Here is a 21,622-nt window from a genome sequence, read left to right on the forward strand (position 1 = left end):
CGCCAAGCTCAAACAATGGCGACGTCTCGCCACACGCTACGACAAACTCGCAGCCAATTTCCTCGGCTTCATCAAGCTGGCAAGCATCATGCTTTGGCTCAAATAGTTAATTTGTCACCACGGCCTAAAGCGCGTCGCATCAAATTTGATTCATGCGACGCGCTTTAGCCGTTTGTTTTATGCTTATCGTTGTCCCGGAACCGCTGCACACATCCGGGCGACATGCATTAAGGATCGACCCGGAACTGGTATCGGCCCTCGGCGCTGCGGCCGTCCATCGAGTGCACGCGCCAGTCGACGGTATAGAGGCCGGGCGCCATGGCAGGATCGAGCGGAATCTTGAAGATCGACCCCGCAGGACCGGAGAGAAACGGCTTGCCTGTGGGAAGTGCCGTACCCTCGGCATCGAATAGCACGGCCGTCGAACGGGCAAGATCGACCGGGCCGGTGAAGGTGAGCTCAAGATTGGCAGGAACGAGCTCTTGTTCCTGCTGTTGCGGCGGAAGCGAGGCTTGTTCCAAGGCCGCAGACGCTTCACTTGCGGTGAAGAGAAGGGAGGCGAACAGACAGAATGACGCGATCGACTTCATGATGGTCTTCCTTGTGCCGATCCGCATGTGCCCGGAGCCCTCATGCTTCCGTGACGCCACGCCGACGCATCACTATTAACGCTGCGGGGGATGATTTCGATCCCTAGTTCTTGCGATAAGGCGCACCGGCTGCAGCTGGCGGTCTTTCGGCAGCGCGGCGATCAGGTCGGCAAGCCGCTGCCAGAATTGCCGGAACGACCTGGATAACGTTGGGCCGCTTTTCATCTCTCTGCCTGTCCTCATCGCCGGGGATCTCGAACTGAGACCCCGGGATCTCGAACTGAGACCCTGGGATCTCGAATTGAGACCCTGGGATCTCGAATTGAGAATGTACTCTCCGTCGGCCTCGGCTGGAATCATACAGAGGTCTTGGAGCGAGAATCTTTCGGATTATAGAAAATGGGCATTTCATCACATGTTGAGCAAAAGCTTGATCAGCGCGATTGAATTGCCGCCGCTTACGGTCTTATAGTCCGTGTCGACGACACCCGATGAATTGCGGGGCAAAAGGGAAGGAGACCCGATCATGACCAAAGTCCGTGCGCTGGTGCTGGAGCGCCAGCATGAGCTTGCGCTTCGCGATATCGATCTGCCGCTGGAGACAGGACCGGGGCAGGTCAAGATCAGGGTTCATACCGTCGGCGTCTGCGGTTCGGACGTGCATTATTACACCCACGGCAAGATCGGTCCCTTCGTCGTCAACGCGCCGATGGTGCTCGGTCATGAGGCGGCGGGCACGGTGGTCGAGGTCGGCTCCGGTGTCACGCATCTGAAAGTCGGCGACCGCGTCTGCATGGAGCCCGGCATCCCCGACCCGAACTCCAAGGCAAGCCGGCTCGGCATTTACAATATCGATCCCGCCGTCAGTTTCTGGGCGACGCCGCCGGTTCATGGCGTGCTGACGCCGGAGGTCGTGCATCCCGCCAACTATACCTTCAAGTTGCCCGACAATGTCAGCTTTGCCGAGGGCGCGATGGTCGAGCCCTTCGCGGTCGGCATGCAGGCGGCGAGCAAGGCCAATATTGCGCCGGGCGATACCGCTATCGTTCTTGGCGCCGGCCCGATCGGCACGATGGTGGCGATTGCCGCCCTTGCCGGCGGCTGCGCCCGGGCGATCGTTGCCGATCTCGCCCAGCCGAAGCTCGATATCGCCGCGCAATATCAGGGTGTCATCCCGGTCAATATCCGCGAGACGAATCTGATCGAAGAAGTGGGCAGGCTGACCGACGGCTGGGGCGCCGACATCGTCTTCGAATGCTCCGGTTCGCCGAAGGCCTGGGAGACGATCATGGCGCTGCCGCGCCCGGGCGGCGTCATCGTCGCCGTCGGCCTGCCAGTCAATCCTGTTGGTTTCGACGTCTCGACGGCGACGACCAAGGAAATCCGCATCGAAACGGTGTTCCGTTACGCCCATCAATATGAGCGCTCGATCGCGCTGCTCGGCTCGGGCCGCGTCGATCTGAAGCCGCTGATATCGGAGACCTTCACATTCGAGGATTCGATCAAGGCCTTCGATCGGGCCGTTGAGGCGCGGCCGAGCGACGTTAAGCTTCAGATCGTCATGGAGTAGGGCGCCGCACCACGTCTATGAGTGCCCGGCACTCGGTCTCATCTTGCGAAGGGCAAGCGCGGCGGCTGCGACAATAGCCGCCGCTCCGACCGCGATCAGCAGGTGGCGGTGAAGGGGGAGGTGGCCCAATGTCTGCTGGATTCCGTGCCCGAAGAGATAACCGAGCGCGGTGAAAAGCTGTCCCCAGGCCAGTGCGGCTACCGCATTCAGGACGACGAATTTTCCGGTCGATATCCTGGTCGTCCCGATGACGACGGGGCTGATCGTCCGCAACCCGACCAGGAAACGAAAGGCAAGGATGAAGCCGGTGGGATAGGTTTCGAGAAGCCGGGTGACGCGGGCAAGCGCCCGTCTTTCCAGTAGCCCACGGACGAGGCTCCATCGGGCGGCGTATCGGCCGGCAAAGAACCAGAACTGGTCGCCGGCGAAGGATCCGGCGGTTGCCGCAGACGCTGCCGCCCAGTAGTTAAGCAGGCCGCGATGAGCGACCACGCCGCCTAGGAAAGCGGCCGTTTCGCCTTCGAAGGCGGCCCCGAGAAAGATTGCCAGCAGGCCGTAATTCTCAATCAGCAGTTCGATAGACATGGCGGCCCGCCCCCAGCTGTTTCGAAGCGTCAGCTCAAGACTAAACCGGCTTCAGATCGCCGAGCAGCGTCGGGATCAGTTCCGACACCGTGGGATGGATCGGCACAGACCATTTCAGCGTGGGATAGGTTGTGCCGGCATTCATCGCGTCGATCAGACCGTGGATCACCTCGTCGCCCTCAATGCCCAATATCGCAGCACCAAGGATTTCCTTGGTTTCGGCATCGGCCACCACTTTCATGAAGCCCTTGGTCTCGCCGCGCTCATTGGCTCGGCCGACGCGGCTCATCGGGCGGGTCGAGACCATGATCCTGCGCCCCGACTCGCGCGCCTGCTTCTCCGTCATGCCGACGCGGCCAAGCGGCGGGTCGATATAAAGCGCATAGGCGGGGATGCGGTTCGAGACCTTGCGGTCGTCGCCGTCCAGCAGATTGGCGGCGGCGATCTCGAAATCATTGTAGGACGTGTGGGTGAAGGCGCCACGACCGTTGCAGTCGCCAAGCGCAAAGATGCCCTCGACATTGGTGGCGAGCTTATCGTCGACGGTGATATAGCCGCGTTTGTCGGTGGCGACGCCGGCGGCCTCGAGGCCGAGATCGTCGGTATTCGGCTTGCGGCCGGTGGCGATCAGCACGTGGCTCGCTTCGATTTTCGCCGAGCCGGCGGTGACGCTCACGCCGTCGCTATTTCTTGCGAAACCGATATCCTTCGCATCGGTGTGCACGCCAATGCCTTCCGAACGCAGGATCTCGGCGATCGCGTCGGATATATCCTCGTCCTCGCGCGATGCGAGCTTCGGGCCGTGTTCGATGACGCTGACCGCGGCGCCGAAGCGGCGATACATCTGCGCGAATTCCAGCCCGATATAGCTGCCGCCGATGACGGCCAGATGCCGCGGCAGCATGTCGAGATGAATGATCGAGGTGCTGGTGAGGTAGTCGATGTCATCGATACCCGGCAGTTCGGGAATGACGGGCCGCGCGCCGACATTGAGGAAGATGCGCGGCGCGCTCAGCGTCTCGCCGTTGACGCTGACGGTCTTCGGATCCTCGAAGCGGGCATGACCATAGATCACGTGCATGCCGTCCATCCCGGAAAACCAGCCGATCAGGCCGTTGCGGGCATTCATCGTCACCGTTTCGGCGCGGGCTCTGACCACCTTCATGTCGATGGCGATGTCGCCCGGAATATTGACGCCGTAAGCGGCAGCACTTCTGGCGACATGGGCGGCACGGGCGCTGGCGACCAGCGTCTTCGTCGGCATGCAGCCGGCATTGACGCAGGTGCCGCCAAGGAATTTGCGCTCGATCAGCGCGACCTTCATGCCCTTTTCGACCATGCGGGCGGCGAGGAACGGGCCGGCCTGACCGGCGCCGATGACGATGGCGTCTAAGCTTTTCATGACATGGCCACCACGACCAGCGCCGCACCGATGACGGCGACGGCATCCTCGATGAGGGCGGCCGGCAGGTCCTTGCCGAAGGAGGCGGCCAGCCTGGCGCGAACGGCGGCACCGCCATAGGTGCCGATGACGGCGCCGATCACGCCGGCGATCAGCCCGCCGAAGAGCAGGCCGCTGGCGGCGCCGATCGTCGCCCCGGCGAGCGCCCCGGTGACGATACGGGCGCCAAACTGCACCGGCACCTTGCGCGACGGCGTCGAGGGCAGCTGATCGGTGATCAGCTCGACGATGGCGAGAACCGTGAAGATCCACGGCGTCCACCGGTAACCCATGAAGGCAAGCGGCGTTTGCGAGACGTCGAACCAGCCGAGTGCGGCGCCCCAGGCGACGGCAGCGGGCGCGGTCATGGCGCGCAGGCCGGAGATGACACCGATCAGCAATGCAAGAAACAGAAACATGCGCGATCCCCTTCATTGCCGGCGTCGTGCCGCGTGAGGGAAGGTTGCACATTGTCAGGCGCGTGGCAATTCGCCCTGCCGAACCGACGGTTTAGTTGGCAAAGGCGGCGATGCCGGTGATCGCCCGGCCGATGATCAGCGCGTGGATGTCGTGCGTGCCCTCATAGGTGTTGACCACCTCGAGGTTGACGAGATGGCGGGCGATGCCGAATTCGTCGGAGATGCCGTTGCCGCCGAGCATGTCGCGGGCCGCGCGCGCGATCTCCAGCGCTTTGCCGCAGCTGTTGCGCTTGAGGATGGAGGTCAGTTCCACTGGCGGATGGCCTTCCTCCTTCATGCGGCCGAGCCGCAGGCAGCCCTGCAGGCCGAGCGAAATTTCCGCCGCCATGTCGGCGAGCTTCCTCTGGATCAGCTGATTGGCGGCTAGCGGCCGGCCGAACTGCTTGCGCTCCAGCGTATATTGCCGTGCCCTGGCATAACAATCCTCGGCGGCGCCGAGCGCGCCCCATGCAATGCCGAAACGGGCCGAGTTAAGGCAGGTGAACGGTCCTTTGAGGCCGGTGACGCCGGGCAGAAGATTTTCCTCCGGCACGAAGACTGCGTCCATCACCACTTCGCCGGTGATCGAGGCGCGCAGGCCGACCTTGCCATGGATGGCCGGGGCCGAAAGCCCCTTCCAGTCCTTTTCGAGGATGAAGCCGCGGATGAGGCCGTCCTCGGTCTTGGCCCAGACGACGAAGACATCGGCGATCGGCGCATTCGAGATCCAGGTCTTCGAACCTGTAAGGCTGTAGCCGCCGTCGACCTTCTTGGCGCGGGTCGCCATCGAGCCGGGATCGGAGCCATGGTCGGGCTCGGTCAGGCCGAAGCAGCCGATCCATTCGCCGGCGGCCAGTTTCGGCAGGTATTTCAGCTTCTGCGCCTCAGACCCAAAGGTTTCGATCGGCACCATAACCAGCGAGGACTGCACGCTCATCATCGAACGGTAGCCACTGTCGACCCGTTCGACCTCGCGGGCGATTAGGCCGTAGGCGGTGTAACCGAGACCGGCGCCGCCGTAATCGGGGGAAATCGTCGGACCGAGCAGGCCGAGTTCACCCATTTCGCGGAAGATTGCGGGATCCGTCTTTTCATGGCGGAAGGCGTCGAGAACGCGGGGCGCAAGCTTTTGCTGCGCGTAGGCATCGGCGGTATCCTGCACCATGCGCTCCTCGTTGGTCAGCTGCTCCACCAGGCGGAACGGATCGGCCCAGTCAAAAACCTCGCGCGTATGCTGCATGGCGGCGTCTCCTCACCCACGATTCAGGCTTCCTCGCTCAAGGTCGCATAGACCCGCCAGCCGATTGCGTCAACAGAAGCCAGCCTATCGAAAATACGGGGCGCGCCATCTTTTCAAAAGTGTCGGCATGCTCCACTTTGCCCGCGTTCGATTCTGGAACGAGGAGGCGGAAATGTCGTCAAGCGATCTGTTCGTATCGGCCGAAGGCGCTGAATGGGTCAATCCGGAGCCCGGCGTTACCAGGCGCATCATGACCCATCTGCCGGAGATGATGATGGTGGAAGTCGCCTTCGAGAGCGGTGCCGTCGGTGCGGCCCATTCGCATCCGCACATCCAGGCGAGTTATGTCGCCGAGGGCAGTTTCGAGGTGACGATCGACGGGCGGACCGAGGTGCTGCGGCAGGGCGGCAGTTTCATCGTGCCGCCCAATCTCGTCCACGGCGTCAAAGCGCTGGAAAAAGGCCGGCTGATCGATACGTTCACGCCGCACCGGGCCGAGTTCCTCAAATAGTCACGTTTCGGCGTCCGACCGGTGCGCCGGTCCGGCGGCGGTGACATAGGGCGGCACGAAGTGTGCATCCTTGCCGCGCACCGCCTCACGCAGGAAGTCGATGACGGCGCGCACCCGCGGCGCCTGTTTCAGATCGCGGTGGCAGGTGATCCAGTACTGGCGCTTGAGGTCGATTTCCGCGGGCAGCACCCGCACCAGCTCGGGATAACGGCTGGCGAAAAAATAGGGCAGGATGCAGAGGCCGAGGCCGTTTCGGGTGGCGGTCAACTGCGCGAAGATGCTGGAGCTCTGGAACTGCGGCTTGATGCGCGGATGCACGTCGCTGAGATAATCCAGGCCCGGCGCGAAAATCATCTCCTCGATATAGCTGACGAAGGGATGCTCAAGCAGGTCGTCGCGGCAGGTAATCGCCGGCGCCTTTGCCAGGTAGTCGCGGGAGCCGTAGATCTGCAGGTGGTAGTCGGTGAGCTTCTCGGCGAAATAGGGCCCGCCCTTCGGCTCGTCGAGCACGACCGACAGATCGGCCTCCTTGCGAGAGAGCGACATGATCTGCTGGATCGTTACCAGTTCGAGCGACAGATGCGGGTGCTGGGCGGCAAACCGATGCAGCACGGTCGCGAAGAAGAAATTGGCAAAACCTTCCGGGGCGCTCAGGCGCACCAGGCCGCGCTGCGCCATCGAGCCGTCAGCGAGGTCGGCGCGCAGCCGCTCGGTTTCCTGCTCCATCTTCTCGGCCGTCTCGACGAAGCGCGTGCCCATGGCCGTCAGCACATAACCGCGCGGATTGCGCTCGAACAGCTTGACCTTGAGGGCGAATTCCAGCCGGTCGATGCGCCGCGAAACAGTGGCATGGCTGGAGCGCAGCTGGCGTGCAGCCGTCGACAGCTGCCCGGTGCGGGCGACGGCTAGAAAAAACTGCAGATCGTCCCAGGTAAACTGCGGTGGATTGTTCATCGCCATTTCTTTCGTTCAGCAACCAATAACGCATAGCATGGTCTTGCGCTATTTAAACAATTCATTGTTTTTATTTGTATTTTAACTTCGAGACGACGCCGGTGAGAAACTGGTGATGCCTCGGCGGGGGTGCTTTCCGCCGTTAGGCGCGAATGCTACAGGGCCGCGTTTGCATTCTGAGGAATTATTGATGAAAAAATTGGTTCGCCTGCTGCTGACGATCGCGATCGCATTCGTCGTCGTCATCGGTTTTCGCTGGTATCGCTACGTTACCAACACCGACAGCCCCTATGACGAAGTCGGCATCACGCTCAACACATCCATGCCGGGCCCGCTGAATGCCTGGGGCTGCGCCAAGCTGAAGGAAACCTTCAGCGGCGCCTTGCCTCCCCACGGCTGCGCTGCCGGGAATGGGACGCAATGGAAATAACGGCAGGCTGAAACGCGCGGAATGTGCCAGAGACGAAGGATCAATAGACGATTGGTCCTTCGTCGAACGCTGCCAGCCCTGCACAACCGTCGAAACTGCCCTAATTCTAGCGCTGTGCGCTCACTCTTTGCGCCTCCTGGAGGCTTGGGTCGAAATTGTGCAGCCCTCGTTCTGTGCAAAAATGAACAGATACTGTTTGGAATTAGTTATAAACCACCCGTTGCCTCAGGGGAGAATTTCCATGATCGTAAGATGAGAGGCGGTCGTTCTGAGGAGCGCGACCGGCCAAATTTGAACAGATCGGTAATCTGGCCAATCTCTGGGAGGAGAGAATATGCGAAAGAATCTTATTGCATCAGTTGCGTTTTTGCTCGCCAGCAGCACAGCGGTGCTCGCGCAGAGCGCGACTGACGGCAAGGTCAAGATCGGCATTCTGAACGACCAGTCGGGCGTCTATGCCGACTTTGGCGGCAAGTCTTCCGTCGAAGCCGCCAAGATGGCGGTCGAGGATTTCGGCGGCAAGGTGCTAGATGTGCCGGTCGAGATCGTCGATGCCGATCACCAGAACAAGCCGGATATCGCCTCCAACATCGCCCGCCAGTGGTACGACACCGAGCAGGTGGACGCGATCATGGAACTGACGACCTCGTCGGTGGCGCTCGCCGTGCAGGCGATCGGCAAGGAAAAGAAGAAGATCGATATCGTCACCGGTGCGGCGACGACGGATCTGACCGGCAAGGCTTGCTCGCCCTACGGCTTCCATTGGGCCTATGATACGCATGCGCTCGCCGTCGGCACCGGCGGCGCGCTCGTCAAGCAGGGTGGCGACAGCTGGTTCTTCCTGACCGCCGACTATGCCTTCGGCTATTCGCTGGAGCAGCAGACCAGCGAATACGTTAAGGCGAGCGGCGGCACGGTCGTCGGCGCCGTCCGTCATCCGCTATCGAGCCAGGACTTCTCGTCCTTCCTGCTGCAGGCGCAATCGTCCGGCGCCAAGGTGATCGGCCTTGCCAATGCCGGCCTCGATACCTCGAATGCCATCAAGCAGGCGGCCGAATTCGGCATCACCCAGGGCGGCCAGCATCTGGCGGCGCTGCTCTTCACGCTTGCCGAAGTCCATGGTCTCGGCCTCGAAGCAGCGCAGGGCCTGACGCTGACGGAAGGCTATTACTGGAACCGCGACGACGAAAGCCGCGCCTTCGCCAAAAAGTTCTTCGACCGCACCGGCAAGATGCCGAACATGGTTCACACCGGCACCTATTCGGCGGTGACGCAATATCTGAAGGCGGTGCAGAAGGCCGGCACCGACGAGACGGAAGCTGTTGCCAAATTGCTGCATGAAATGCCTGTTGATGACGTCTTCGGCCGCGGCGGCACGGTCGGCGCCAACGGCCGCATGATCCACGACATGTACCTGCTGCAGGTCAAGAAGCCGGCCGACAGCAAGGAGCCGTGGGATTACTTTAACGTGCTCGCCACCATTCCCGGCAAGGAAGCCTATATCGATCCCGCCAAGAGCGGCTGCGATCTGGTGAAGTGAGCGCAATGGCGGTTTCCGCGATTGAAACACAGGGAAAGCCGCGGGTGGTATTATCCGCCCGCGGCCTGCGCCGCGATTTCGGCGGCTTCACGGCCGTCAAGAACGTCGATCTCGACGTCCACGACGCCAGCGTGCATGCGCTGATCGGTCCGAACGGTGCCGGCAAGACGACGGTCTTCAACCTGCTGACCAAGTTCCTGCAGCCGACCGCTGGCACGATCACGCTGATGGGCACGGACATAACTGGGACGGCACCCGACAGGGTGGCGCGCATGGGACTGGTGCGCTCCTTCCAGATCTCGGCGGTCTTCCCCCATCTCTCCGTTCTCGACAATGTGCGGGTGGCGTTGCAGCGGCCGAACAATCTTTCCACCCAGTTCTGGCGGCCGCTTTCGGCGCTCGACCGGCTGAACGAACGCGCCGAGCAACTGCTCGCCAGCGTCGGGCTTTCCAAGGAGCGCGATCATCTCGCTGCCGATCTTTCCTATGGCCGCAAGCGCGTGCTGGAGATTGCCACCACGCTGGCGCTCGACCCGAAGGTGCTGCTGCTCGACGAGCCGATGGCCGGCATGGGGCTTGAGGACGTCGGCGTCGTCTCGGCGATCATCCGCGACGTCGCCCGCGACCGGGCGGTGCTGATGGTCGAGCACAATCTCTCGGTCGTCGCCAATATCTGCCAGCATGTGACGGTGCTGCAGCGCGGCGAGATTCTAGCCGAGGGCGATTATGCCACGGTCAGCCAGGACGAGCGCGTGCGCATCGCCTATATGGGCACGGAGGAGCATTGATGGCCGCTCTCCTTGAAGTCCAGGGACTGAACGCCTGGTACGGCGAAAGCCATGTCCTGCACGGCGTCGACATGCGGGTAGCAGAAGGCGAGACGATCACCATTCTCGGCCGCAACGGCGTCGGCAAGACGACGACGCTGCGCACCATTACCGGCATCGTGCGCGCCCGCAAGGGCAGGATCAGCTTTGCCGGCAGCGACATGATGCATGTGCCGCTACACAAGACGGCGCATCGCGGCATCGGTTTCGTGCCGGAGGAGCGCGGCATCTTTTCGACGCTGACCGTGTCGGAAAACCTGCTGCTGCCGCCTGTCGTGGCGAAGGGCGGCATGACGCTCGACGAAATTTACGAGCTCTTTCCCAATCTCTACGAGCGTCGCGGCAGCGCCGGCACCAAGCTTTCCGGCGGCGAGCAGCAGATGCTGGCGATCGCCCGAATCTTACGCACCGGCGTCCGGCTGCTCATTCTCGACGAACCGACCGAGGGGCTTGCCCCCGTCATCGTCCAGCGCATCGGCGAGGTGCTGCAGACGCTGAAAGGACGCGGCATGACGATCCTGCTCGTCGAGCAGAACTTCCGCTTCGCCAGCCGTATTGCCGACCGCTTCTATCTGATGGATCATGGGCAGATGGTGTCGGAATTCCCGGTCGGCGAACTGCCGCAGCGCATGGATACGCTGCACAAGGTTCTGGGAGTGTGACCAGATGACGATGATCTTCGGCATTCCCCTGCAGGCGCTGCTTGGCCAGCTGTTGATCGGCCTGATCAACGGCTCGTTCTATGCGCTGCTCAGCCTCGGCCTCGCCATCATCTTCGGCCTGCTCCGGGTGATCAACTTCGCCCATGGCGCACAATATATGCTTGGCGCCTTCGTCGCCTATCTGCTGCTGACCTATGCCGGCATCGGCTATTGGCCGTCGCTGATCCTGGCACCCGTGATCGTCGGCCTTGCCGGCGCGGTCATCGAGCGGCTGTTCCTGCGCCGGCTCTACGATCTTGATCCGCTCTACGGACTGCTCTTCACCTTCGGGCTGGCACTCGCCGTCGAAGGCACCTTCCGCTATCTCTACGGCTCGTCCGGCCAGCCCTACGCAACGCCGCCCGCCCTTGCCGGCGGGGCCAATCTCGGCTTCATGTTCCTGCCGATCTATCGCGGCTGGGTGGTCGTCGTCTCGCTCGTCGTCTGCCTCGGCACATGGTTGCTGATCGAGAAGACCAAGCTCGGCGCCTATCTCAGGGCCGCCACGGAGAACGCCGTGCTGGTGCAGGTCTTTGGCGTCAACGTGCCGATGCTCCTGACCTTCACCTACGCACTCGGCGCCGGCCTTGCGGCCTTTGCCGGCGTGCTGGCCGCGCCGATCTACCAGGTCTCGCCGCTGATGGGCTCGAACATGATCATCGTCGTCTTCGCCGTGGTCGTCGTCGGCGGCATGGGGTCGATCATGGGCGCGATCGTGACCGGTTATGTGCTCGGCATCGCCGAGGGCCTGACCAAGGTCTTCTATCCCGAAGCTTCCAACACCGTGATCTTCGTCATCATGGCGATCGTGCTTCTCATCAGGCCCGCGGGCCTCTTCGGCCGGGATGCTTGACATGGCTGACATCACTGAAACCATCCGAACGGAAAAAAGCCGGACCGCCTTTTCGGTGCAGGCGGGCTTCCTGCTTGCGGGGCTAGTGTTCCTGCTGCTGGCGCCGTTCTTCTTCTATCCGATCTTCCTGATGAAGCTGCTCTGCTTCGCGCTCTTTGCCTGTGCCTTCAATCTGCTGCTCGGCTATACCGGCCTGCTGTCCTTCGGCCATGCCACCTTCTTCGGGGGGGCGGCCTATTTCACCGCCTATACGGTGAAATCATGGGGGCTGCCGCCGGAACTCGGCATCCTGATCGGCGTGGCGGGCGCGGCATTCCTTGGGCTGGTCATGGGCTTTTTCGCCATCCGCCGTCAGGGCATCTATTTCGCGATGATCACGCTGGCCTTGTCGCAGATGTTCTTTTTCTTCTGCCTGCAAGCGGAGTTCACCGAAGGCGAGGACGGCATCCAGTCGGTGCCGCGCGGCCATCTCTTCGGCTTCATCGACCTGAACAACTCGACCAACATGTATTATTTCGTGCTGGCCGTTTTCCTCGTTGGTATCTTGATCATCTGGCGCTTCATCAATTCGCCGTTCGGCATGATCCTGAAATCGATCCGCGAGAACGAACAACGGGCGATTTCGCTCGGCTACTCCGTGGCGCGCTACAAGCTCGGCGCCTTCGTCATGTCGGCAGCGCTCGCCGGGTTGGCAGGCGCGATGAAATCGCTGGTCTTCCAGTTCGCGACCCTGACCGACGTCGCCTGGCAGATGTCGGGCGAGGTGATCCTGATGACGCTGCTCGGCGGTATCGGGACGCTGGTCGGACCGCTCTTCGGTGCAGGGCTTGTCGTGGCGCTGCAAAATTATCTCGCCACGTCGGAATTCCCGGTGACGATCATCACCGGCGTCGTCTTCATGATCTGCGTGCTGATATTCCGCCGCGGCATCATCGGCGAATTCTACGCTTCGCGGCTCGGGCGAAAACTGGGCTTCGTCTATCGCCGCTGAACGGGCGGACCTCTCTTTTTCCAGGAACGATTTCCTTCCCGGCAAAGAGATTGGCGGCGGCAATGCGACTCTCCCTCTCCCCGTCCCGCGGGGAGAGGGAGGCAGGGGCATCTGGGGCTTCGTGCAGGGCACATGGATCGTTACGACTACATCATCATCGGGGCAGGCAGCGCCGGTTGTGTGCTTGCCAACCGGCTTTCTGCCGACGGCAAGAGCAGGGTGCTGCTGCTCGAAGCCGGTGGCAACGACAATTACCACTGGATCCATATCCCGGTCGGCTATCTCTACTGCATCAACAATCCGCGCACCGACTGGTGCTTCACCACCGCGCCGGAAGCGGGGTTGAACGGCCGGGCGCTAAGCTATCCGCGCGGCAAGGTGCTCGGCGGCTGCTCGTCGATCAACGGCATGATCTACATGCGCGGCCAGGCACGCGACTACGATCTCTGGCGGCAGATGGGCTGCACCGGCTGGGGCTGGGACGATATCCTGCCGTTCTTTCGCAAGTCCGAGGATTTTTATCGCGGCGAAGACGAGATGCATGGCGCCGGCGGCGAATGGCGCATCGAGAAGGCGCGCGTGCGCTGGGCCGTGCTCGATGCCTTCCAGCAGGCGGCGAGAGAAGCCGGCATTCCCGAGACGGCGGATTTCAACCGCGGCAACAACGAAGGTTCCGGCTATTTCGACGTCAACCAGCGTTCCGGCATTCGCTGGAACACCTCGAAAGCCTTCCTGCGCCCGGCGCGCAGGCGCCCCAACCTGACCGTGCTGACCAAGGCGCAGGTCCGGCGGCTGCTGGTGGAGGAGGGGGCCGTCGCCGGCGTCGAATTCCAGCATAACGGCGTTGCGAAGCGCGCCTATGCCGCCCGAGAAACCATCCTTTCGGCCGGTTCGATCGGCTCGCCGCATATTCTGGAACTCTCCGGCATCGGCCGGGGCGATGTGCTGCAGCGGGCGGGCGTCGATGTCGTCGCCGAGGTCAAGGCTGTCGGCGAGAACCTGCAGGACCATCTGCAACTGCGTCTGGCCTATAAGGTGACCGGCGTTCCGACACTGAACGAGAAGGCGACGAAGCTGATCGGCAAGGCTGCGATCGGGCTCGAATATCTCGTCCGTCGCTCCGGGCCGATGGCGATGGCGCCGAGCCAGCTCGGCATCTTCACCCGCTCGAGGCCTGATCGGGAGACGCCGGACCTGCAATATCACGTGCAGCCGGTGTCGCTGGAGAAGTTCGGCGATCCCGTCCACCCTTTCCCAGCCATCACGGCGAGCGTCTGCAATCTGAGGCCGGAGAGCCGCGGTTCGGTGCATCTGTCGAGCCCGGATTTTGCCGCCCAGCCGACGATCAGCCCGAAATACCTCTCGACGCAGCGCGATCGTGACATAGCTGTCCGTTCGATACGGTTGACGCGCAAGATCGTCGCGCAGCCTTCCTTCGCAAGGTTCAAGCCGGAGGAGTTCAAGCCGGGTCCCAGCTATCAGACCGAGGCCGATCTGGAGCGGGCGGCGGGCGATATCGGCACGACGATCTTCCATCCTGTCGGCACCTGCCGCATGGGCGCCGACAGGGACAGCGTCGTCGATCCGCGGCTGAGGTTCCGGGCGCTCGGCAAGCTCAGGATCGCCGATGCCTCGGTGATGCCGTCCATCACCTCGGGCAACACCAATTCGCCGACGATCATGATCGCCGAAAAGGCGGCGGCGATGATCCTCGAAGACAATCGATAGGAGAAGACCATGGCAAGGATCGCATTCATCGGGCTTGGCAATATGGGCGGGCCGATGGCGGCCAATCTCGTCAAGAGCGGTCACGAGGTTCTCGGTTTCGATCTCGCGGCCTCGGTGCTGAAGGCGGCGGAGGCGAGCGGCGTCAAGCCGGCAAGTCATGCCAGCCAAGCGGTCAAGGACGCAGAGATCGTCATCACAATGCTGCCGCAGGGCCGGCACGTGCTGACGGCTTGGACCGATATCCTGCAGACGGCGGCGCAGGACACGCTGGTGATCGATTGCTCCACCATCGATGTCGACAGCAGCCGCAAGGCGCATGAGATGGCCAAGGCTGCAGGCTGCCTGTCGCTCGACGCACCCGTCTCCGGCGGCACCGGCGGGGCGAGCGCCGGCACGCTGACCTTCATGGCGGGCGGCTCGGACGAGGCCTTCGCCAAGGCGAAGCCGATCCTCGAGGCCATGGGCAAGAGGATCGTCCATTGCGGCGAGGCGGGTGCCGGCCAAGCCGCGAAGATCTGCAACAACATGATCCTCGGGATTTCGATGGTCGGCGTCTGCGAAGCCTTCGTGCTCGCCGAAAAACTCGGCCTCTCGCACCAGGCGCTGTTCGATGTCGCCTCGACCTCGTCGGGCCAGTGCTGGTCGATCAATACCTATTGCCCGGTGCCGGGACCGGTGCCGACTTCGCCCGCCAATAACGGCTACAAACCGGGTTTTGCCGCAGCGCTGATGCTCAAGGATCTCAAGCTGTCGCAGGAGGCGGCACTGGCAAGTGGCGCGTCGACGCCGATGGGTGCCGAGGCGGCCCAGCTTTTTGCGCTGTTCGAGAAGCAGGGCAACGGCGGCAGGGATTTTTCGGCGATTATCGAGATGTTCCGCGAGCGGAAGTAAGCAACCTTTCGACCCGGCCAATGGATGCGGTGTGGATGCTCGGCTCAAGGCCGAGCAGGACGGAGGGTGAGGGTTGCGGCTGCGCCAAACTCGCCGTTGGCGCAGCGGATGAAGGCGGCGCTATAACAGGCACCAAGCACCGCTCGCATCCGAAACGTCGACGGCTCGTTTGGCCGTAACACCCCAACCTCCGTCATTCCAGGCCTTGAGCCCGGAATCCAGCAACCGCTCGTCGGCGCGGTGAGTGAACCCACAGGCCTTGAAGAGAGTCTCCCGCGCCCGAGGACTTGGGCGCGCTGGTTTCTGTAACGAGCATAGGAGGGAGAATGGGGCGACGTTCTGCCGGCCCTATTTTCGCGACAGCAGCCAGACGAGATAGGGGCCGCCGATCAGCGCGGCGAAGAGGCCGACCGGTACCTGGTAGGGATAGATGACGACGCGTGACAGCCAGTCCGCCGCCATCAGCACGCCGGCGCCGAAGATGAGGCTCGCCGCAAGCTGGTGATCCGGCCTGCGGAAGCCGCTGAGGCGGGCGAGATGCGGCGCGAGGAGGCCGGTGAGGCTGAGCGGGCCGACGAGGAACGAGGCGATCGCCGTCATCAGCGCGGCGAGGATGGCGAGCACCAGCCGGCTTGCCTCGACAGGAAGGCCGACAGTGCGACCGAGGCCGGCCCCGAGCGGCAGGATCGTCAGCCAGCGACTGAGAAAGGGCAGGGGTACGGTCAGCACGGCAAGCGAGAGGATGGCCGTCCAGGCTTCGAAGGCGCCGGCGCGGTTGGTCGAGCCGGACAGCCAGGTGAGCAGGATATAGCCGCGCATATCGCCCTGGGCGAGCACCATGGTCACGATCGCCATGGCGAAGGCGCCGATGCCGACGCCGGCAAGCAGCATGCGTTCCGGCGAGAACCCCGCGCGGGCGGAAATGGCGATCATTGCGAGGAAGGCTGCCAGCGCCCCGAACGCCATGGAAAGCAGCATGGTGACGGGCGAGGGGAAGCTGAAGAGAAAGAGCGCCACGGTTAGGCCCGCCCCGGCGCCGCTGCTGACGCCGAGCACCTCGGGGCTGGCGATCGGATTGCCGGTCATCCTTTGCATGATGAGGCCGGCCGCCGCCAGCATGGCGCCGGCGCCTGCGGCCACTATCGTGCGCGGCAGGCGGAAGGGCAGGAGATCGGTCAACAGCGTGCCGGTCGCGACCTTCCAGCCGTCGTCGGTGGGGCCGAAAGTGAGGACGACGGCATAGAGCAGGAGAAGGGCAGTGATGAGCAAAGCAAGCGCCCGGATCGGCTTTGCGAGCCTGTTCAGCATTCCGGCCGGCCGGGCGGCAATGGCTGAAACGGAGTGCACGCGCGGCAGCAGAAAGAGCAGCAGCGGGCCGCCGAGCAGGGCGGTTGCGGCGCCCGTGGGCGCGAGATCGGTAAAACCGGGGCCGAGGATCTGGGTCAGGCAATCGGTCAGGAAGAGCAGGCCGGCGCCGGTCAGCGGCGCGGCCACCATTAGCCGGTCGGAGCTAAGCGTGCCGGCAAGCCTGGCGATCGCAGGTGCGGCGAGGCCGAGAAAACCGATGATGCCGAGCTCCGACGTCACCGACGCGGCAAGCCAAACGGCAAGCGCCACGATCGCCAGGCGGATCGAATGCAGGGCGAGGCCGAGGCTCCTGGCGCCGCTGTCGTCGAGCGCGAGGATGCGCAGCGGCCGCACCAGCAGCAAGGCGGCGGCAAAGCCGAGGATGAGCCGGGGGCCGAGCGACAGCACGCCGTTCCAATCCTGCTGGCTGAGCGAACCGGCGCCCCAGATATAGATCGACATGGCATATTCGCCGCGCGAAAGGACCAGCGTGACGCTGAGCGCCGAGGCGATCAGGCTGACGATCATGCCGGAAAGCGCCACCGTCACTGGATCGAGCCCGCGCCGCCAGCTCAGAGCCAGCACGATGGCGACAGCCGCGATGCTGCCGCCAAAGGCGATCATCTCGCGCGGCAAACCGATGAGGAGAGGCGAGACGCTCATGGCCGCCGTCATTGCCAGTTCCGCGCCGGCGGCGATGCCGAGCGTCGAGGCGTCGGCAATTGGATTGCGCAGCACACGCTGCAGCAATGCGCCGGAAAGGCCGAGTGCGGCGCCGGCGATCAGGGCCAGCGCGGCGCGGGGCATGATGCTGTCCCAGAGCAGCACTGCGTTCAATATGGCTGCATCGGCATCATTGTGCGGAAGCTCGGGGCGCGTGACGATGAGGAGCGCGAAGGCAGCGATGCAGAGCGTGGCGAGGATGATGCCGATGATAGGCGCGCCCGCGCGTCGTGCGGGCCTGGCGCGGCTAACCATTCCATGCATGGCCGAGCCCCTCCGCCAACAGATCGGCAAAGCGGCCGGCGGCCGGCAGCGCGCCATAGGGATTGATCGAGCCGAGCATCAGCACGCGCTTTTCGCGCACGGCCGGCAAGGCACTCCAGAAGCCGCTGCGGGAGAGCGCGGCGAGAGCGTCGGCCGGGTGCGGCGGGATCATGACGATCCAGGCGTCGGGCATCGACGCCAATGTCTCGATGCCGATGGGCGCCGCCGCCGAGTAGCTGGTCGCACCCTGCCAGGCATTGGTCAGGCCGATGCGGTTCAGCACTTCGCCGAACATGCTGTCGGCGCCAAAGACGCGGAAATGCCTGGCGTCGCCGAGATTGATCGGGATGACCGGCCGCCCGTCGCCCGCGGCAAAGAGAGAGCGGTGGCGGTCGAGCCGGGCTGAAAGCGCCTCGGTCAACTGCCTGGCGGCGGGAAGCTGCAGGCGCTCGCCAAGTGCAAGCGTTACCTGCTCGGCCAGCGCGAAGGGGCTTTCGCCGGGCTTGTAGATCGCATGGCTTTCCACCGGCGCAATCAGACGCATGCGATCGTCGGCCCATGCATAGAAGTTCGAATTGAAGATCAGCTCCGGTCGTGCAAACCGCAGCACCTCGAAATTCGGCGTGCCGCGCAGGCCGAGATCGGCCACCGCTGCCGGCACGCCAGGTGTGACGGCGACCTCGCGGAACTGCCGCAATTCGGTTGCCGCAACGACGTCGGCGCCGATGGCAAGCAGGGTTTCGAGCAGCGCCCAGTCGAGCGTGGCGACGCGCAAGCCCTCCGCTGCCCGCACCAGCGCGGGGGCGGAGAGCGAGGCCGCCGCACCAGCCAGAAATTGCCTGCGGGAGAAGTAAGCCAGAAAAGCCATGGCCTACAGCAGATAGCTCACCGGTTCGTTGCGAACCGGATGCGGAAAGACGCCCATGCCGACGCCGAAAATCGACTGCAGCGTCTCGGTCTGCATGATCTCGGCGGGCGTGCCTTCGGCGGTGATCCGGCCGCGGTTGAGCGCGATGATCGCATCGCAATAGCGCGCGGCCAGATTGATGTCGTGCAGGACGACGATGACGGTCAGCCCGCGTTCGTGACTGAGTTCCTTGACCAGTGAGAGAACGCTGGCCTGATGCGCGAGATCGAGTGCGGAGGTCGGCTCGTCGAGCAGCAGGCAGCGGGCATCCTGCGCGAGCATCATGGCAATCCAGGCACGCTGGCGTTCGCCGCCGGACATGTTGGCGACGAGGCGATTGGCGAAATCCTCGAGTTCGGTGCGGGCGATCGCCTCTTCGACCTTGTTGCGATCGGTCGCGGTGAAGCGGCCGAGCGTGCCGTGCCAGGGGAAACGGCCGAGCGCGATCAGTTCCCGCACGGTCATGCCGTCGGTCGCCGGCGTAAATTGCGGCATATAGGCGACGTGCCGGGCAAATTCGCGGGCGCCCCAGTCGGCCGCCTGTTTGCCGCCGAAGGCGACGGCGCCGGATTTCGGCGCGACCTGGCGGGCGATGATCTTCAAAAGCGTGCTCTTGCCGGACCCGTTCGGCCCCACCAGCCCGTAGATGCGGCCCTGCTCGAGCGTCAGGTCGATACCGTGCAGAATGGATTTCGGCCCGACGGCATAATCGATTCCCGAGAGGGCAAGAAAAGGCGAGGGCATGGTCTGCTCCAGGTTCGTCGCTGCAAACGGGGTTCGGGAGGGGCTTGCCCTCCTTTTCCAGCAGGTTCCTGCAAAACTAAACTAAGATTGTCAACTTACCACTTTCTGCTGAGCTTGAAGGTGACGGTACGGGCATCGCCATAACCGCAGACGGTCAGGCCGCCGCAGCCCTTGACATATTCCTTGTCGAAGAGATTGGTGACGTTGAGCGCGGCGCCCCAGTTTTCCCGCTCGTAGCGGATCGCCGCATCGACGAGAGTGGCGGCCGGCACCTTCTCGGTATTGGCCTCATCGGCCCAGGACCAGCCCTGATGGCGCACGCCGGCGCCGAAGCTCATGCCTTCGAAAGCACCTGTCGTCAGCGTATAGTCGAGCCACAGGGAGGCGGTCACTTTCGGGACGATATAGGGTGAATTGCCGACGAGAGCCGGGTTAGCCTCATTCTCGGTCACTTCCATGTCCGTATAGGCAAGCGAAGCGAGAAGCTTCCAGTTCTCGTTGATATTGACCTTGCCTTCGAGTTCGGCGCCGCGCGAAACGACCTCGCCGAGCTGGCTCTGGGCGAAGGTCGCCGGATTGGTGACCGTGTTGTTGCGCTTGGTGATGTGGAAGACCGATGCGGTCAGCGAGCCGTCGATGAAGCTCGGCTCATATTTGATGCCGCCTTCGAACTGCTCGCCTTCCTCCGGCTTCAGGGCGCCTGATACACCGGTGCCGATCAGCGGGTTGAAGAAAGTCGCGGCGCTGACATATGGCGTCAGGCCGTTGTCGAACTCATAGGCAAGGCCGATGCGGCCGCTGACGGCGCTGTCGTTGGTGCTGAAGGTCGTGCCGATCCTGGCATCTTGGTCGATATCGACATAATCGTAGCGGCCGTTCAGCGTCAGCAGCCAGCCCTCACCGAAATGGATGCGGTCCTGCGCATAGACGCCGATTTGGTTCTTGGTGACGATGCCGTCGGCATAGACGAAATTGGTGCCCTGCGTCGTGCCGTAGACGGGATCGGTGGCGCTGATCGGATTGGAGCCGCAGCAGGCCTGCCAATTGTCGAGACGGTAATAGGTGTAATCAAGCCCGACGAGAAGATTATGCGTGGCACCGCCGATGTCGGTCTCGCCGTCGAGCCGGTTGTCGATCGAGAAGGTGTCGACGCCGGAGCGCCCCTCGAAACCGATGCGCGCCAGCTGATAGTCCGGACCCGTCGGCACACCGCCGACCCAGCCGTTCAGGTAGGGGCCGATTTCGTGCTTGTCGAGCCGGCCGTAGCGCAGGTTCTGGGAGAAGTTGATGCCGTTGCCGAACTCATGCTCGAATTCGACCCCGATCATCTTCTGAACATAGCTGCCGTCATCGATGTCGGGCTCGCCATAAAAGGCGTCGCGGTCGATCTTGCCGAACGGCGCGTCCTCGACGGTGCCGACATAGGGAAAGAAGCCGTTGCCGGTATGCACCTGATCGAGGCCGGCGAGGCTGCCCCAGATCGTCAGGCTGGTGCCGTCATCCGGCGAGATCGTCAGCTGGGGCATGATGAAGCCGCGGACATCCTCGGAAAAATCCGAATAATTGTCGCCGCCCGCAACCTTGCCGGTGATGCGGTAGCTCATCGCTCCGCTGGAGCCGATCTTGTCGGAGACATCGAAGCCGGTGAAGGCGTTGCCGTTGCTGTTGATGCCGATCTCCGTATAGAAGAGCGGCTCGTCGAGCGGGCGCTTGCGGACGAGATTGACGATGCCGCCGGGATTGGCGCCGCCATAAAGCACGGAAGCCGGGCCCTTCAGCACCTCGACGCGCTCCAGCATGAACGGATCGAGCTGGAAGCCGCCGAAGCCGTAGCTGAAAAGCGTCAGATTGTCGAAGAAGACGCCGGTCTGGCCGGCGTCGAATCCGCGGATATAGAACCAGTCGGTATCGCCGTCATTGCCAAAGGGCTGCGAGGTGACACCCGGCGTATAGAGCAGCGCCTCGTCGATCTTGTTGGTGATGCCGCGATCGTCCATTTCCTCGGTGCCGACGACGGAGACGGACTGCGGGATTTCGTTGAGCGGGGTATCGCTCTTCGAGCCGGCTGAGGACTTCTTGGCGACATAGCCCTCGACAGGACTGGTCGCGGTGTCGCCACTGCCCTGGATGACGATCGGCTCGAGCTCCGTCGACGTCGCCTGCTGTGCCGCGGCGGAGCCCGCGATCAGGCTGGCGATCGCAACGCCTGCCAACAGATTTATCTTGAAATTGCGACCCCTGGTCTGCCCGCGCATGCCTTGTCTACCCCACTCGTGCCGCGACGCTGGCGCGGCGAAGCCTTAATAAGGTGAGCGTGTAACTCAATT

At 63.2% G+C, this 21,622-nt stretch carries 20 protein-coding genes and 1 pseudogene; 11 read left to right on the top strand and 10 right to left on the bottom strand.

Features of this window, described 5'->3' with window-relative positions:
* A pseudogene (locus A7X77_RS19465) lies at window positions 1-106 on the top strand (IS5 family transposase); the annotation flags it as partial.
* Window positions 107-227: 121 nt separating this feature from the next.
* Here A7X77_RS19465 and A7X77_RS19470 read toward each other — a convergent pair.
* Window positions 228-590 carry a copper resistance CopC family protein gene (locus A7X77_RS19470; protein ID WP_064684706.1) on the bottom strand — a complete coding sequence of 121 codons (363 nt, stop codon included), beginning with the start codon at window positions 588-590 and terminating at the stop codon, window positions 228-230.
* Between the two features lie 526 nt (window positions 591-1,116).
* Between A7X77_RS19470 and A7X77_RS19475 the strand changes: the two genes are divergently transcribed.
* A complete protein-coding gene (locus A7X77_RS19475; RefSeq protein WP_064684492.1) occupies window positions 1,117-2,160 on the top strand; it encodes an NAD(P)-dependent alcohol dehydrogenase in 1,044 nt (347 codons plus the stop codon).
* A 15-nt stretch (window positions 2,161-2,175) separates the two neighbouring features.
* On the opposite strand, the gene A7X77_RS19480 is transcribed toward A7X77_RS19475, so the two are convergent.
* The 4 genes from A7X77_RS19480 to A7X77_RS19495 form a co-directional block, all read right to left on the bottom strand.
* Window positions 2,176-2,745 (bottom strand): DedA family protein, encoded by a 570-nt coding sequence (locus A7X77_RS19480; protein ID WP_064684493.1) that lies wholly within the window; start codon window positions 2,743-2,745, stop codon window positions 2,176-2,178.
* A 40-nt stretch (window positions 2,746-2,785) separates the two neighbouring features.
* Window positions 2,786-4,147 (bottom strand): FAD-containing oxidoreductase, encoded by a 1,362-nt coding sequence (locus A7X77_RS19485; RefSeq protein ID WP_064684494.1) that lies wholly within the window; start codon window positions 4,145-4,147, stop codon window positions 2,786-2,788.
* Window positions 4,144-4,605 carry a DUF4126 family protein gene (locus A7X77_RS19490; protein ID WP_064684495.1) on the bottom strand — a complete coding sequence of 154 codons (462 nt, stop codon included), beginning with the start codon at window positions 4,603-4,605 and terminating at the stop codon, window positions 4,144-4,146. Before A7X77_RS19490 ends, A7X77_RS19485 begins: the two co-directional genes overlap by 4 nt.
* A gap of 91 nt (window positions 4,606-4,696) precedes the next feature.
* On the bottom strand, window positions 4,697-5,884 hold the full coding sequence (locus A7X77_RS19495; RefSeq protein WP_064684496.1) for an acyl-CoA dehydrogenase: 1,188 nt from the start codon (window positions 5,882-5,884) through the stop codon (window positions 4,697-4,699).
* Window positions 5,885-6,056: 172 nt separating this feature from the next.
* Here A7X77_RS19495 and A7X77_RS19500 point away from each other — a divergent pair, with 172 nt between their 5' ends.
* Complete coding sequence (locus A7X77_RS19500; RefSeq protein ID WP_064684707.1) at window positions 6,057-6,395, top strand: cupin domain-containing protein; 339 nt, start codon at window positions 6,057-6,059, stop codon at window positions 6,393-6,395.
* Here the strand turns inward: A7X77_RS19500 and A7X77_RS19505 are convergent, their stop codons facing one another.
* A complete protein-coding gene (locus A7X77_RS19505) occupies window positions 6,396-7,349 on the bottom strand; it encodes a LysR family transcriptional regulator (RefSeq protein WP_064684708.1) in 954 nt (317 codons plus the stop codon). It abuts the gene before it with no gap.
* Window positions 7,350-7,539: 190 nt separating this feature from the next.
* Between A7X77_RS19505 and A7X77_RS19510 the strand changes: the two genes are divergently transcribed.
* The 8 genes from A7X77_RS19510 (at window position 7,540) to mmsB (ending at window position 15,310) form a co-directional block, all read left to right on the top strand.
* On the top strand, window positions 7,540-7,779 hold the full coding sequence (locus A7X77_RS19510; RefSeq protein ID WP_064684497.1) for a hypothetical protein: 240 nt from the start codon (window positions 7,540-7,542) through the stop codon (window positions 7,777-7,779).
* 334 nt (window positions 7,780-8,113) lie between these two features.
* Window positions 8,114-9,319 carry an ABC transporter substrate-binding protein gene (locus A7X77_RS19515; protein WP_064684498.1) on the top strand — a complete coding sequence of 402 codons (1,206 nt, stop codon included), beginning with the start codon at window positions 8,114-8,116 and terminating at the stop codon, window positions 9,317-9,319.
* A 5-nt stretch (window positions 9,320-9,324) separates the two neighbouring features.
* Window positions 9,325-10,107: an ABC transporter ATP-binding protein gene (locus A7X77_RS19520; RefSeq protein ID WP_064684499.1), complete on the top strand. Its 783-nt coding sequence runs from the start codon at window positions 9,325-9,327 to the stop codon at window positions 10,105-10,107.
* Entirely contained in the window at window positions 10,107-10,808 is a 702-nt protein-coding gene (locus tag A7X77_RS19525) for an ABC transporter ATP-binding protein (RefSeq protein WP_064684500.1), read from the top strand. Before A7X77_RS19520 ends, A7X77_RS19525 begins: the two co-directional genes overlap by 1 nt.
* Window positions 10,809-10,812: 4 nt before the next feature.
* On the top strand, window positions 10,813-11,700 hold the full coding sequence (locus A7X77_RS19530) for a branched-chain amino acid ABC transporter permease (RefSeq protein ID WP_064684501.1): 888 nt from the start codon (window positions 10,813-10,815) through the stop codon (window positions 11,698-11,700).
* Window position 11,701: 1 nt separating this feature from the next.
* The gene (locus A7X77_RS19535; protein WP_064684502.1) at window positions 11,702-12,691 is read left to right on the top strand and encodes a branched-chain amino acid ABC transporter permease; all 990 of its coding nucleotides are present in this window, start codon (window positions 11,702-11,704) and stop codon (window positions 12,689-12,691) included.
* A gap of 132 nt (window positions 12,692-12,823) precedes the next feature.
* Window positions 12,824-14,419: a GMC family oxidoreductase gene (locus tag A7X77_RS19540; RefSeq protein ID WP_064684503.1), complete on the top strand. Its 1,596-nt coding sequence runs from the start codon at window positions 12,824-12,826 to the stop codon at window positions 14,417-14,419.
* A 9-nt stretch (window positions 14,420-14,428) separates the two neighbouring features.
* Window positions 14,429-15,310, top strand: coding sequence for a 3-hydroxyisobutyrate dehydrogenase (mmsB, locus tag A7X77_RS19545; RefSeq protein ID WP_064684504.1), 882 nt, complete (start codon window positions 14,429-14,431; stop codon window positions 15,308-15,310).
* A 348-nt stretch (window positions 15,311-15,658) separates the two neighbouring features.
* Here the strand turns inward: mmsB and fhuB are convergent, their stop codons facing one another.
* The 4 genes from fhuB to A7X77_RS19565 form a co-directional block, all read right to left on the bottom strand.
* On the bottom strand, window positions 15,659-17,635 hold the full coding sequence (gene fhuB, locus A7X77_RS19550; RefSeq protein ID WP_064684505.1) for a Fe(3+)-hydroxamate ABC transporter permease FhuB: 1,977 nt from the start codon (window positions 17,633-17,635) through the stop codon (window positions 15,659-15,661).
* The gene (locus A7X77_RS19555) at window positions 17,628-18,512 is read right to left on the bottom strand and encodes an ABC transporter substrate-binding protein (RefSeq protein WP_064684506.1); all 885 of its coding nucleotides are present in this window, start codon (window positions 18,510-18,512) and stop codon (window positions 17,628-17,630) included. Before A7X77_RS19555 ends, fhuB begins: the two co-directional genes overlap by 8 nt.
* 3 nt (window positions 18,513-18,515) lie before the next feature.
* Window positions 18,516-19,295 (bottom strand): ABC transporter ATP-binding protein, encoded by a 780-nt coding sequence (locus A7X77_RS19560; RefSeq protein WP_064684507.1) that lies wholly within the window; start codon window positions 19,293-19,295, stop codon window positions 18,516-18,518.
* 95 nt (window positions 19,296-19,390) lie between these two features.
* Window positions 19,391-21,550: a TonB-dependent siderophore receptor gene (locus A7X77_RS19565; RefSeq protein ID WP_064684508.1), complete on the bottom strand. Its 2,160-nt coding sequence runs from the start codon at window positions 21,548-21,550 to the stop codon at window positions 19,391-19,393.
* Window positions 21,551-21,622: the final 72 nt, after the last annotated feature.

It is taken from the genome of Rhizobium bangladeshense, assembly GCF_001662075.1.
GTDB classification, from domain to species: Bacteria; Pseudomonadota; Alphaproteobacteria; order Rhizobiales; family Rhizobiaceae; genus Rhizobium; species Rhizobium bangladeshense_B.

What these genes read in the sequence shown, in the direction of transcription:
- A7X77_RS19470 (WP_064684706.1), bottom strand. Translation starts at nt 590, where the DNA reads ATGAAGTCGATCGCGTCATTCTGTCTGTTCGCCTCCCTTCTCTTCACC.
- A7X77_RS19475 (WP_064684492.1), top strand. Translation starts at nt 1,117, where the DNA reads ATGACCAAAGTCCGTGCGCTGGTGCTGGAGCGCCAGCATGAGCTTGCG.
- A7X77_RS19480 (WP_064684493.1), bottom strand. Translation starts at nt 2,745, where the DNA reads ATGTCTATCGAACTGCTGATTGAGAATTACGGCCTGCTGGCAATCTTT.
- A7X77_RS19485 (WP_064684494.1), bottom strand. Translation starts at nt 4,147, where the DNA reads ATGAAAAGCTTAGACGCCATCGTCATCGGCGCCGGTCAGGCCGGCCCG.
- A7X77_RS19490 (WP_064684495.1), bottom strand. Translation starts at nt 4,605, where the DNA reads ATGTTTCTGTTTCTTGCATTGCTGATCGGTGTCATCTCCGGCCTGCGC.
- A7X77_RS19495 (WP_064684496.1), bottom strand. Translation starts at nt 5,884, where the DNA reads ATGCAGCATACGCGCGAGGTTTTTGACTGGGCCGATCCGTTCCGCCTG.
- A7X77_RS19500 (WP_064684707.1), top strand. Translation starts at nt 6,057, where the DNA reads ATGTCGTCAAGCGATCTGTTCGTATCGGCCGAAGGCGCTGAATGGGTC.
- A7X77_RS19505 (WP_064684708.1), bottom strand. Translation starts at nt 7,349, where the DNA reads ATGAACAATCCACCGCAGTTTACCTGGGACGATCTGCAGTTTTTTCTA.
- A7X77_RS19510 (WP_064684497.1), top strand. Translation starts at nt 7,540, where the DNA reads ATGAAAAAATTGGTTCGCCTGCTGCTGACGATCGCGATCGCATTCGTC.
- A7X77_RS19515 (WP_064684498.1), top strand. Translation starts at nt 8,114, where the DNA reads ATGCGAAAGAATCTTATTGCATCAGTTGCGTTTTTGCTCGCCAGCAGC.
- A7X77_RS19520 (WP_064684499.1), top strand. Translation starts at nt 9,325, where the DNA reads ATGGCGGTTTCCGCGATTGAAACACAGGGAAAGCCGCGGGTGGTATTA.
- A7X77_RS19525 (WP_064684500.1), top strand. Translation starts at nt 10,107, where the DNA reads ATGGCCGCTCTCCTTGAAGTCCAGGGACTGAACGCCTGGTACGGCGAA.
- A7X77_RS19530 (WP_064684501.1), top strand. Translation starts at nt 10,813, where the DNA reads ATGACGATGATCTTCGGCATTCCCCTGCAGGCGCTGCTTGGCCAGCTG.
- A7X77_RS19535 (WP_064684502.1), top strand. Translation starts at nt 11,702, where the DNA reads ATGGCTGACATCACTGAAACCATCCGAACGGAAAAAAGCCGGACCGCC.
- A7X77_RS19540 (WP_064684503.1), top strand. Translation starts at nt 12,824, where the DNA reads ATGGATCGTTACGACTACATCATCATCGGGGCAGGCAGCGCCGGTTGT.
- mmsB (WP_064684504.1), top strand. Translation starts at nt 14,429, where the DNA reads ATGGCAAGGATCGCATTCATCGGGCTTGGCAATATGGGCGGGCCGATG.
- fhuB (WP_064684505.1), bottom strand. Translation starts at nt 17,635, where the DNA reads ATGGTTAGCCGCGCCAGGCCCGCACGACGCGCGGGCGCGCCTATCATC.
- A7X77_RS19555 (WP_064684506.1), bottom strand. Translation starts at nt 18,512, where the DNA reads ATGGCTTTTCTGGCTTACTTCTCCCGCAGGCAATTTCTGGCTGGTGCG.
- A7X77_RS19560 (WP_064684507.1), bottom strand. Translation starts at nt 19,295, where the DNA reads ATGCCCTCGCCTTTTCTTGCCCTCTCGGGAATCGATTATGCCGTCGGG.
- A7X77_RS19565 (WP_064684508.1), bottom strand. Translation starts at nt 21,550, where the DNA reads ATGCGCGGGCAGACCAGGGGTCGCAATTTCAAGATAAATCTGTTGGCA.